Source organism: Agromyces albus (genome assembly GCF_004134825.1).
GTDB classification, from domain to species: Bacteria; Actinomycetota; Actinomycetes; order Actinomycetales; family Microbacteriaceae; genus Agromyces; species Agromyces albus.
This window is the reverse complement of record NZ_SDPN01000027.1, coordinates 1-11,113: the sequence shown is the minus strand read 5'-3', so window position 1 is coordinate 11,113 and position 11,113 is coordinate 1. Positions and strand designations below refer to the sequence as shown.

At 68.1% G+C, this 11,113-nt stretch carries 9 protein-coding genes, 1 tRNA gene and 1 pseudogene; 10 read left to right on the top strand and 1 reads right to left on the bottom strand.

Annotated features, from left to right (window positions below; genetic code table 11):
• Positions 1-78: 78 nt before the first annotated feature.
• The 9 genes from ESP51_RS13670 to ESP51_RS13630 all read left to right on the top strand — a co-directional run bounded on the left by ESP51_RS13670 (position 79) and on the right by ESP51_RS13630 (position 9,481).
• Complete coding sequence (locus ESP51_RS13670) at positions 79-1,503, top strand: GH1 family beta-glucosidase (protein WP_129521453.1); 1,425 nt, start codon at positions 79-81, stop codon at positions 1,501-1,503.
• 76 nt (positions 1,504-1,579) lie between these two features.
• Positions 1,580-2,827, top strand: coding sequence for an extracellular solute-binding protein (locus ESP51_RS13665; RefSeq protein WP_129521452.1), 1,248 nt, complete (start codon positions 1,580-1,582; stop codon positions 2,825-2,827).
• Positions 2,828-2,898: 71 nt separating this feature from the next.
• Positions 2,899-3,792 carry a carbohydrate ABC transporter permease gene (locus ESP51_RS13660; protein ID WP_129521451.1) on the top strand — a complete coding sequence of 298 codons (894 nt, stop codon included), beginning with the start codon at positions 2,899-2,901 and terminating at the stop codon, positions 3,790-3,792.
• A complete protein-coding gene (locus ESP51_RS13655; RefSeq protein ID WP_129521450.1) occupies positions 3,779-4,696 on the top strand; it encodes a carbohydrate ABC transporter permease in 918 nt (305 codons plus the stop codon). The genes ESP51_RS13660 and ESP51_RS13655 overlap by 14 nt, the downstream gene beginning before the upstream one ends.
• Before the next feature lie 17 nt (positions 4,697-4,713).
• A complete protein-coding gene (locus tag ESP51_RS13650) occupies positions 4,714-6,303 on the top strand; it encodes a glycoside hydrolase family 5 protein (RefSeq protein WP_129521449.1) in 1,590 nt (529 codons plus the stop codon).
• The gene (locus tag ESP51_RS13645; RefSeq protein ID WP_129521448.1) at positions 6,290-7,534 is read left to right on the top strand and encodes an ROK family transcriptional regulator; all 1,245 of its coding nucleotides are present in this window, start codon (positions 6,290-6,292) and stop codon (positions 7,532-7,534) included. Before ESP51_RS13650 ends, ESP51_RS13645 begins: the two co-directional genes overlap by 14 nt.
• A 183-nt stretch (positions 7,535-7,717) precedes the next feature.
• Positions 7,718-7,794, top strand: a tRNA-Met gene (locus ESP51_RS13640).
• Between the two features lie 103 nt (positions 7,795-7,897).
• Positions 7,898-8,626: a hypothetical protein gene (locus tag ESP51_RS13635; RefSeq protein WP_129521447.1), complete on the top strand. Its 729-nt coding sequence runs from the start codon at positions 7,898-7,900 to the stop codon at positions 8,624-8,626.
• Between the two features lie 30 nt (positions 8,627-8,656).
• Entirely contained in the window at positions 8,657-9,481 is an 825-nt protein-coding gene (locus tag ESP51_RS13630; protein ID WP_129521446.1) for a carbon-nitrogen hydrolase family protein, read from the top strand.
• On the opposite strand, the gene ESP51_RS13625 is transcribed toward ESP51_RS13630, so the two are convergent.
• Entirely contained in the window at positions 9,468-10,685 is a 1,218-nt protein-coding gene (locus ESP51_RS13625; RefSeq protein ID WP_241843167.1) for a pyridoxal phosphate-dependent aminotransferase, read from the bottom strand. The genes ESP51_RS13630 and ESP51_RS13625 overlap by 14 nt on opposite strands.
• A gap of 165 nt (positions 10,686-10,850) precedes the next feature.
• Between ESP51_RS13625 and ESP51_RS13620 the strand changes: the two are divergent.
• Positions 10,851-11,113 (top strand): annotated as a pseudogene (locus ESP51_RS13620) (hypothetical protein); the annotation flags it as partial.

Below are 11,113 nucleotides of genomic sequence, written 5' to 3'. Positions count from 1 at the left end.
AAAACCGGACTTGACGCCGCAAGAATACGTCTTAGACTAATACGTAAAGTAATCCGACCGAATGAGAGCACCAGTTCGATGACGAACCCCTCACGCCGCCAGCAGGCCCGCCTCGACCAAGCGCCCACCCTCGGTCCTGACCGCCTCGCCATTCTCCCGGCCGACTTCCGCCTCGGCGTCTCGACTGCGGCGTACCAGATCGAGGGCGCAGCACGCGAGGGCGGCCGCGGGCCGAGCATCTGGGATTCGTTCTCGCACACTCCCGGCCTCACCGCGAACGGCGACAACGGCGACATCGCGTGCGACCACTACCACCGGTGGGAGGCCGACCTCGACCTCATGGTCGGGCTCGGCATCCGCGATTATCGCCTGTCGGTGTCGTGGTCTCGCCTGCAACCGAGCGGCTCGGGCGAGCTGAATCCCGATGCCGTGTCCTTCTACCGGTCGTTGCTCGAGGGTGCACGGGCACGAGGCATCCGCCCGCTCGTGACGCTCTACCACTGGGATCTCCCGCAGCCCCTCGAAGACGCCGGCGGCTGGCCGGTGCGGGCGACTGCCGAGCGCTTCGCCGACTATGCGGGACGCACCGTCGCCGCTCTCGGCGACCTCGCCGACGACTGGATCACCCTCAACGAGCCGTGGTGCTCGTCCTTCCTCGGCTACGGTCACGGCGCCCACGCGCCCGGTCGACGAGACTGGGGTGCCGCCATCGCCGCCGCCCATCACCTCAACGTCGCTCACGGCCTCGCGGTCGTGGCGATCCGCGCGGTCGCACCCGGTGCTCGCGTCGGCATCGCGAACATCGTCACCGACGTGCTTCCCGCCAGCGACTCCTTCGACGACGTGGCAGCGGCCGAGCGCCTCGATGCCGCGAGCAACCGCGTCTTCCTCGACCCGGTGTACCTCGGCGACTACTCCGCGGCTGTCCGGCGCACGCTCGGCGACGACCTCAACTCCGTGATCCGTCCGGGCGATCTGCGCCTCATCGCCGCGCCGACCGACTTCGCCGGCGTGAACCACTACCAGCGTGTGACCGCCGCACACGATGAGGCGGGCGGCCCGCTGCGTCTCGTCGAGCGAGCCGTCGAGCCCGCCACGACGTCATTCGGCTGGTCGGTGATCCCCGAGTCGCTCACGGCCGTGCTGACGCGTGTCGCGCGAGACTTCACGAGCCTGCCGATCCTCATCACCGAGAACGGCGCGAGCTACCACGACTACGTCGACCCCGACGGCGATGTCGTCGACACGGCTCGCGTCGAGTACCTGCGCGGCTACCTCGACGCCGTGATCACGGCCGTCGAGCAGGGCGCAGACGTGCGCGGCTACTACGCGTGGTCGTTCCTCGACAACTTCGAATGGGCCGAGGGCTATGGCAAGCGCTTCGGCCTCGTGTTCGTCGACTACGCGACCCAGCGTCGCGTGCCGAAACTCAGCGCCCACTGGTACGGGCGACTCATCAGCGAGCGGATGTCGCAGCTCGAGTCGCTCGTCACGACAGCCTGATCTGGGCGAGTCTCCGACTCGCCTCAGCCCCACCCCGCACATCACACTGGAACACACACCCGAAAGAGGTACCTCGATGAAGAGCTATATCAAGGCCGCAGCCGCAGCCGCGACCCTGACCGCCCTCGGGCTCGCCGTCAGCGGATGCAGCACCGGAGGCGGCAGTGCCGCCGAAGAGGGGCCGCTCACCGTCTGGATCATGGGCGACTCGGGCGCGAACTTCGAAGAGCTCGTGGCCCCCTGGGTCGAAGAGTCCGGCACCGAGGTCGAAGTCGTCGCGGTGCCGTGGGACGGCATCGACGAGCGACTGACGACCGCCGTGGCATCCGGATCCGGCCCCGACCTGCTGCAGGTCGGCCTCTCGAAGCTGCGCACCTTCGCGGATGCCGGAGCCCTCATGCCGCTCGACGACCAGCTCGGCGACCACCCCGGCCTCGCGGCCGAGAACTTCCCCGACGGTATCGCCGGCGAAGCGTCCGCGGTCAATGGTGAGACCGTCAGCATCCCCTGGGTCAGCGACACCCGAGTGCTGTTCACCCGCACGGACATCCTGGCCGAGAACGGCATCGACGCGCCGCCCGCCACGTGGGACGAACTCCGCGCCGACGCCAAGACGCTCGCCGGCCGTGGCGAGGGTCAGTACGGCTACTACATCCCGCAGTGGGACAGCCCGCTGCCCGTCTTCATGACCTGGTCGAACGGCGGCGACATCATCGACGCCGATGGCAACGTCGACTTCGACACGCCCGAGTTCGACGCGGCTGTCGACACCTACACCGGACTGTACGCCGACGGCAGCGTGCCGACCAACAGCGACTTCGACCAGACGCAGGGCTTCATCTCCGGCGTCGCGCCGATGCTGATCAGCGGACCGTACCTCGCCAAATCGATCGCCGACAGCGCCCCCGAGCTCGAAGGCAGCTGGACCGTGTCACCAGTGCCTGCTGGCTCCGGCTCGGCGACCTCGGTGTTCGCCGGCTCGAACCTCGCGGTATGGCACAACACCGATCAGGTCGACCAGTCGCTCGAGCTGCTCGAGTACCTCTCCGAGCCCGAGACGCAGCTCGAGTGGTTCGAGATCAACGGCGAACTGCCCACGAATGTCGACGCCCTCGCGGATGAGACGCTGCTCTCCGACCCGCTCGTGCAGGTGTACGCCGAGCAGCTCGCCGACGCCCGAATCCTGCCGCTCGTGCCGAACTGGGACGGCGGCGTCGGCGCCGACCTGCTCACCGCGCTCAACTCGATCGCACTGAACGGCGAAGACCGCGAGACGGCGATCGAGACGCTCATCACCAAGAGCGACGGCGTCTCGGTCAACTGAGTTCACCGACTGCGGTGGGGTCGCACATCTGCGCGGCCCCACCGCTCCACCTCCGCACGGAAAGGAGCTGTATGAGCATCGCCAAGGCCGCGACCAAGGCCACCCCCTACGTGTTCGTCGGCCCCGCAATGCTGCTGCTCATCGCCTTCGGTGTGCTGCCGCTGCTGGTCGCCCTCGTCGTCAGCTTCACCGACATGGACATCTCGGGGCTCGCGAACTGGTCGAACATCGGGTTCGCCGGCACCGCGAACTACGAGCGGCTGTTCGCTGACCCCGACTTCGGGCAGGCGTTCGGCAACACCGTATTCTTCGCCCTCATCGGCGTTCCCTCCGTCGTGATCGTCTCGCTCGCCGTCGCCCTCCTGCTTGCGCGAAGCAACAGCCGGTTCTTCCGTGCACTGCGCGCGTTCTACTTCATCCCCGCAATCACCGGCATCGTCGCCATCGCCCTGGTCTGGGGATACCTGTACAACACCCAGTTCGGATTGTTCAATTGGCTGCTCTCCCTCGTCGGCCTGCCGCCCGTGCAGTGGCTCTCCGACCCGCTGCTGGCGAAGTTCTCGGTCGCATTCGTCGCCATCTGGCGAGGCACGGGACTGAATATCATCATCTTCCTCGCCGCTCTTCAGGGCGTGCCCAAGGAGTATCGCGAAGCCGCCGCCCTCGACGGCGCCGGCTCGTGGCGCACGACCTGGTCGGTCGTCATCCCGCTGCTCCGCTTCGCGATCCTGTTCGTCACCGTCACCACCGTCATCGCCTGGCTGCAGTTCTTCGACGAACCATTCGTGCTGACCGATGGCGGCCCACTCGGCGCGACGACCTCGATGTCGATCTTCTTGTACAAAGAGGGCTTCCGGCTCAACCAGTTCGGCTACGCGAGCGCCGGATCCGTCGTCCTCTTCATCGTGATCGCGTTGGTCACGGCACTGCAGCTGCGCTCGAGGAGAGCTGATGTCGAGTACTGAAACGCCCACGCTCGTGATTCCCGAGCCTCAGCCCGCTTCGCCGCCGACGCTTCCGCTTCGCCCCTCGCTGTCGCCGCGAGGGCGCGCGCGACGCGGAACCGGCGTGACGGTGCTCGTCGCGCTCGCACTCGCCGCCGGCGCCCTCATCACCGCGTTCCCGTTCGCGTGGATGCTGTTCTCCTCGGTGAAGCCGCAGAGCGAGTCCATCGACTACCCGCCGAAGCTGTTCGCCGACCAGCCCACCCTCGAGTACTACGTTCGGCTGTTCACCGAACTCGACTTCGACCGGTACCTCGTGAACACCCTCATCGTGGTGCTGATCGGCGGATTCGGGCTGCTGTTCATGGCGATGGCGGGCTACGCGTTCGCCAAGTACGATTTCCGCGGCAAGTCGGGGCTGTTCTTCCTGGTCCTCGCCACCCTGATGATCCCCGTCCAGGTGACGATGATCCCGACCTATCTGATCCTCAACGGCATGAAGCTGACCAACACCCTGGTCGGGATCGCCCTGCCGACCCTGATCAGCGGCTTCGGCATCTTCCTGTTCCGCCAGTTCATGTCGACCATCCCGACCGAGCTGCTCGAGGCGGCACGCCTCGACGGGGCGAGCGAATTCCGCATCTTCGCCACCATCGTGCTGCCGATCTCGAAGCCGATCCTCGCGGTGCAGGCGGTGCTCGCCTTCATCGGCGGTTGGAACAGCTTCCTCTGGCCGCTCATCATCGCGAGCGACCAGAACCTCTACACGCTCTCGGTCGGGCTCGCCCTGCTCAACCAGCAGATCGCCGTGAACCCGTCGTTGCAGATGGCCGCGGCGTGCGTGCAGGTCGTGCCGATCCTCATCGTCTTCCTCATCTTCCAGCGCTATGTCGTGCAGGGCTTCGCCCTGTCCGGACTCAAGTGACCTCTCGAAGGAGCACCGTGACCCTCACCCAGACGCGACCCCGACGCACATTCACCCGCCGCCCGGCTGTATTCGAGGGGTTCGTGCGCCGCGAGGGCACCGAGCTCGTCGATGGTACCGGCACGGTGGTGCGCCTGCGCGGCGTGGGACTCGGCAACTGGCTCCTGCCCGAGGGCTACATGTGGAAGTTCGGTCCCGGCGCCGAGTCTCCACGCGAGATCGAGGCACTCTTCGCGCGCCTCATCGGCTCCGCCGCAGCCGAACGCTTCTGGCACGAGTTCCGGGACCACTTCATCAGCGAACGCGACATCGCAGAGATTGCCGCCGCCGGCTTCGACCACATCCGCCTGCCCATCAACGCACGCATCGTCCAAGACGAGTCGGGCGTGCCCATCGAAGCCGGCTACCGGCTGATCGACCGGCTCATCGAATGGTGCCGGAGTCACCGCCTCTGGGTGCTGCTCGATCTGCATGGCGCGCCCGGCGGGCAGACCGGCACCAACATCGACGACTCCCCGAACGGCAAGCCGGAACTGTTCATGGCCGACGAGTACCGGACCCGCACCATCGAGCTCTGGCGAGAACTCGCCCGCCGCTACCGTGACGAGACCGTCGTGCTCGGCTACGACCTGCTCAACGAGCCGCTACCGAACGAATGGCAGCACCGATACGCCGACGAGCTCGCCGGACTCTACCGCGACCTCACTCGCGCCATCCGCGAGATCGACCCAGACCACCTGATCATGTACGAGGGCACCCACTGGGCGACGAACTGGTCGATCTTCACCGACGTCTTCGACGAGAACTCCGCGCTCCAGTTTCACAAGTACTGGTCACCGCCGGATGTCGCGAGCATCGCCCCGTTCCTCGAGACCCGCGACCGCCTGCAGCTGCCCATCTACATGGGCGAAGGCGGCGAACACAATCCCGAGTGGCTCTACGCCGCGTTCCGGCTCTACGAGGCGCACGGCATCGGCTGGAACCTCTGGCCCTGGAAGAAGATCGACACCAGGACATCGCCGGCATCCGTCGTGCCCCCGGCCGGCTGGGACGACCTCATCGCAGCCATCGACGGAACCGAGCTCGACGGACCGACAGCGCTGCGCATCCTCCACGAGCTGATCCAAGCCGTCGACATCGAACGCTGCGAACGCCACGACGACGTCCTCGCCGCGATCTTCGCAGACCTCCCCATGGTGATCCCCGCCTGGGGCTATGGGTTCGACGGCCCCGGACGCTCCTACGAGGCATCCGGAACCCCGAGTGTGTCGAGGCTGCGCGCCGGCGACACCGTCGCCTTGCGGTACGCTCACGACGTCGAGCATCCCGTGAACCCGTTCGAGTTCCACCCGGGAACACCGTTCCGTCCCGACGAACTCATCGTCGCGGACCTGGGAGCCGGGGAATGGCTCGAGTTCGAGACCGCACGAAGCACCGACCAGTTCGCGTACACCGCCGTCGGCCCCGACGGGAGCCCCGTCCCCGCAGTCATCGACCGCACGGAACGCGGACTGCGTGTCACGGCGATGAAGCCCCTCGCACTCGCATGGCTGGCCTTCGAAGGGACGGACTATCCCTTGGTAGCCTTCGATCATGGGGACGCGTGAGAGCGAGTTGACGATGCGGCAGTCGCTCACCATTCGGTCGCTGCGGGCCCAGAACCGCGCTGCCGCTCTCACGCACCTGATCACGGTCGGGCGTGGAACACGGGCCGAGATCGCTGCAGCGACGGGACTGTCGCCCGCGTCCGCCACGAACATCGTCGCCGACCTGATCGCCGAAGGGCTGATCGCCGAAACGGGGCTTCTCGCGTCACGAGGCGGGCGCCCGACATCCGTGCTCGAACCGATCGCCGACGGGGCGTACTTCATCGGCGCGGATGTCGGTGAGCGCGGCGTCGCGGTCGAGCTCTTCGACCTCACCATGACCCGCGTGGACCGCGAGTTCCGCGGCGGGAGCATCGAGGAATCGACCGACACCATCGGACGCGACCTCACCGACGCGGTTGAGGCACTTCGCCAGCGGAACAGCGCGCGATGGCCGCGCGTCAGAGGCGTCGGACTCGGCCTGCCCGGCATCGTCGAAACCGACGCGACCGGCACCCAGACGCTCTATGCCGAGAGTCTCGGATGGGAGCCGGTGCCGGTCCGCCCGCTCCTCGACCACGACGTGCCGCTGTTCGCCGAGAACGGTGCGAAGACCCTCGCGAAGGCGGAGCAATGGTTCGGCGCCGCCCGCGGCGTGGAACATGCTGTCGTCGTCCTCTTCGGTCGCGGTGTCGGCCTCGGCGTCATCTCGGAAGGCGAACTCATTCGTGGATCCGCGAGCAGCGCAACCGAATGGGGGCACCTCCGCCTCGACCGCAACGGCCCCACCTGTCGGTGCGGGCGTCAAGGCTGCATCGAAGCGCTTCTCGGCGCGCAGGGAATCCTCGACCGCTGGGCGGCAGCCGGCGGCCGCTTCGACGGAAGCGGTTGGACCGCCATCGGCGAGCTGTTCGACGCCGCACAGTCCGGTGACCCGGTCGCAAGCGCCACCGTCGACGATGTCATCGCCGATCTCGGCGCCGCTCTCGGCGGGCTCGTCAACCTCTTCAACCCGCAACGACTCATCGTCGGCGGATGGGTCGGCATGCGGATGATGGAGCACCTCGGACCACGCATCGCTGAGGCCGTCCGAGCGGCATCACTGGCCCGACCCGGTGGGCAGTTCGAGCTGCACAGCTGCACTTTCGGGGGCGACACCGTGGCACTCGGCGCCGCTATCATGCCCCTCGAGTCGTTGATCGCAGCACCGGTCGAAGAGTCGCTCTCCCGCGCAGCACGCTCCGCCGGATAGCTCGCCCGGGGATGTGATCACTCGGCGAAAACTCGGCGCGACCTCGTCTCAATCTGGGCGGAGGAGGTCGAGCGCACTCGAACCGTAACGTAAACTGATAGAACCATCGCAAATAGCTCGATCGAGAAAACACGATCTGACGAGGGATTTTACGAGGGATGACTGCCGCAAGGCGGTCGGTGCCGCGGGGTGGAGCAGTTCGGTAGCTCGCTGGGCTCATAACCCAGAGGTCGTAGGTTCAAATCCTGCCCCCGCAACCAATACCGAAGAAGTCCCGGTCTCGACAGAGACCGGGACTTCTTCTTTTCCCGTGTGCGACCGGCGTGCACTCCCGTGTGGTCGCACCCCATAAGCTTCGTCTCGATGTCATCCACAGCACAGAATCTCGTCGCGGTCGCCGCGATCTGCGCGTTGCTCGCGCTCGGCAGCACCGGCGTGCAGGTCTCGATGGCGCAAGCCGAAGAGCGAGCGAGCGTCGCAGCTGAAACCGCCGCGGGCGAGCGTGCCCGCGCCGCCGCTCGATGGGACTCCGCGGTCGCCGCGGTTCGAGCTGACGTCGAGGCGATCGCGGTGCCGGCGCGCGAGTTGGCGGCATCCGCGGCCGGAAATGGCGAGGCCGATGACGTCGCCAAGGATGCCGCGACGCAGGCGGTCGCCGCGGTTCGCTCGGTACTCGCCGGTGGCGACGACTCGACGCCAGACCTCGGCGCGGTTCGCTCCGCCGTCGATCGGGTCGTGTCCTCACACGAGACCAATGCAGCCGCAGCCGCAGCCGCAGCCGCAGCGGCAGCAGCGGCAGCGGCGGAGGCCGCTCGTACAGCAGGCGAGGCCGCGAGCGGATCGAGCGGCTCGAGTCCCTCCGCACCCGTTCTCGGGACGCCACCGTCCTTCCCACGGCCGCAGCCGCCACTGACGGTCGACACGTTCGGTCCGTTCCTGCCTGGTTGCGCTGTCATCGTCGGGGAGTGGGACTGGTGGTATCCGCAATCGAACGGGTACGTGGCCGTCGATCCCGGCTATCCGTACGACATCGAGGTCATGATGTTCGAGGGGCGTTGGTTGGGCGTCAAATCGTTGCCCTGTGCCGAGTGAAGGTGCCCTTCTCCCGGCTACGCTGACGGCATGACCGAAGCGACCCCGTCCGGCTCCGCATTCGCGATCGCCGTCGCGCAATTCGCGCCCGGAGCAGACCCCTCCGCGAATCGGGCGGAGATCGCGCGGCTGGCCGAGCTCGCGGCATCCCGTGGCGCCGGGCTCGTCGTCTTCCCCGAGTATTCGAGCTACTTCACGCCCGAGGCGGGCGAGGAGTGGCTCGAGGCATCCGAGCCCGTCGGCGGCCCGTTCACGCAAGCGCTCGCGGTGCTCGCCGACCGTCTTGGCGTGCATTTGGTGGTGGGCATGATCGAGCGCCTCGAGGGTGAGCGCCGCGTCGCCAACACGGTTGTGGCCGTCGCTCCCGGCGCCGGCGTCGTCGCGCGCTATCGCAAGCTCCACCTCTACGATGCCTTCGGGGAGCGGGAGTCCGATTGGGTCGCTCCGGGCGACATCGCCGAGCCCGAGCTCTTCGAGGCGGGAGGCCTGCGCTTCGGCCTGCAGACCTGCTACGACGCTCGGTTCCCCGAGGTCACCCGTCGCATCGTCGACGCGGGCGCAGATGTCGTGTGCATGCCCGCGGAGTGGGTGCGCGGGCCGCTGAAGGAGGCGCACTGGCGGCTGCTCACCACCGCACGCGCCCTCGAGAACACGATGTACGTCGCCGCCGCCGACCATGCACCGCCCTTCGGCGCTGGCAACAGCATGATCGTCGACCCCATGGGTGTCGAGCTCGCGACGATCGGTGAAGCAACGGATGTCGCGATCGCCTGGGTGTCGCGTGAGCGCATCGACGCCGTGCGCCGCATCAATCCCGCGCTCGAGCTGCGCCGATTCGGCGTCAGCCCGCGCTGAGCGCCGCGAGCCGGGCCGAGGCCTCCTCGAGCACGTCGAGTCGCTTGCAGAATGCGAAACGCACGAGGCTGCGGTACGCGCCCTGGCGGTCGGGATGCACGAACGCCGACACCGGCACGCCGACGACTCCAGCCCGCTCCGGCAGCTGCCGGCAGAACGCGGCGCCGTCGTCGTACCCGAGCGGCGCGGCATCCGCGACGATGAAGTAGCCCGCCTCGGGGAGCGACACGGCGAAGCCGGCGGCGGTGAGACCGGCGGCGAGCACGTCGCGCTTGCCACGCAGGGCGGCGGCGGCATCCGTGAATGACGAATCAGGCAGGCCGAGGCCGACGGCGATCGCCGGCTGGAACGGAGCCCCGTTCACGAAGGTGAGGTATTGCTTCACGGCGAGCACGCTCGTGACGAGCGAGGCCGGCGCGGTGAGCCAGCCGATCTTCCAGCCCGTGGTGCTGAACGTCTTGCCGCCCGATGAGATCGAGATGGTGCGCTCGCGCGCACCGGGCAGTGTCGCGATGGGCGTGTGCGCCGCGCCGAACGTGAGGTGCTCGTAGACCTCGTCGGTCACGATGATCGCGTCGTGCCGCGTGGCGAGCTCGACGACGAGCGCGAGCGTGTCGGCGTCGAGCACGGTGCCGGTCGGGTTGTGCGGGGAGTTGACGACGATGAGACGCGTGCGGTCGGTGATCGCGGCCCGGAGCTCCTCGGGATCCGGCCTCCAGTCGGGGAAGCGCAGCGGCACGGTGCGATGCACGCCTCCGGCCCGGGCGATGAGCGCCGCATACGCGTCGTAGTACGGCTCGAACGTGACGACCTCATCACCCGTGTCGACGAGCGCCAGGATCGTGGCGGCGAGCGCCTCGGTCGCGCCGGCGGTCACGAGCACCTCGGATGCCGCGTCGACCTCGAGGCCGTAGAAGCGCCGTTGGTGCGCGGCGATCGCTTCGCGCAGCACCGGGGCTCCGATGCCGGGCGGGTACTGGTTCACGCCGTCGCTGATGGCCTGCCGGGCGGCGTCGAGCACTTCGGTCGGGCCGTCTTCATCGGGGAAGCCCTGGCCGAGGTTGATGGCGCCGGTGCGCACGGCGAGGGCGCTCATCTCGGCGAAGATCGTGGCTGTGATCGTGCCGTCGGCGGCGAGCAGCCCTGCGCCGGCGGCGGTGCGCTGCCAGGGACGGAGATCGGGTGCGGGGGAGAAGTCGCTCACGCTCTCACCGTACGTCAGGCTCGGGCCGGTACGCTGTCGCAGGGCGAGCGTTGAGGCCGCTCCGCGTTGGGATGAATCACTGCTCGTCGATAGCAGGATCACAGACTCCGCCGATCTGGCACACAGCTTGCGGCGGGAGGCTGGCAGCGCTTGGAAGGAGCAGACATGACCGACACCACCAACGGCGCCACGGGGGAGCCCCGCGACGGCGACGTCCCTGAGACCCGGGCTGCATCGGAGTCCGCGGCACCGGAGCAGCAGGAGCCCGCGACCGCACCGGCTGCCACCGGCACGGTCTACGAGCCCGGCCAGGAGCCGCAGCCCTACAGCGCGCCGCACCACGAGAGCTCGGCTTCAGCCCAAGCTCCCGCCGCGCCCGCCGCGCCTGCTTCGCCGACCGCCCCCTCCGGCAGCGCGCCCGCGCCGGG

Excerpts from the sequence above, each read along its gene's own strand:
- ESP51_RS13670 (WP_129521453.1), top strand. The coding sequence starts at position 79 with ATGACGAACCCCTCACGCCGCCAGCAGGCCCGCCTCGACCAAGCGCCC.
- ESP51_RS13665 (WP_129521452.1), top strand. The coding sequence starts at position 1,580 with ATGAAGAGCTATATCAAGGCCGCAGCCGCAGCCGCGACCCTGACCGCC.
- ESP51_RS13660 (WP_129521451.1), top strand. The coding sequence starts at position 2,899 with ATGAGCATCGCCAAGGCCGCGACCAAGGCCACCCCCTACGTGTTCGTC.
- ESP51_RS13655 (WP_129521450.1), top strand. The coding sequence starts at position 3,779 with ATGTCGAGTACTGAAACGCCCACGCTCGTGATTCCCGAGCCTCAGCCC.
- ESP51_RS13645 (WP_129521448.1), top strand. The coding sequence starts at position 6,290 with ATGGGGACGCGTGAGAGCGAGTTGACGATGCGGCAGTCGCTCACCATT.
- ESP51_RS13635 (WP_129521447.1), top strand. The coding sequence starts at position 7,898 with ATGTCATCCACAGCACAGAATCTCGTCGCGGTCGCCGCGATCTGCGCG.
- ESP51_RS13630 (WP_129521446.1), top strand. The coding sequence starts at position 8,657 with ATGACCGAAGCGACCCCGTCCGGCTCCGCATTCGCGATCGCCGTCGCG.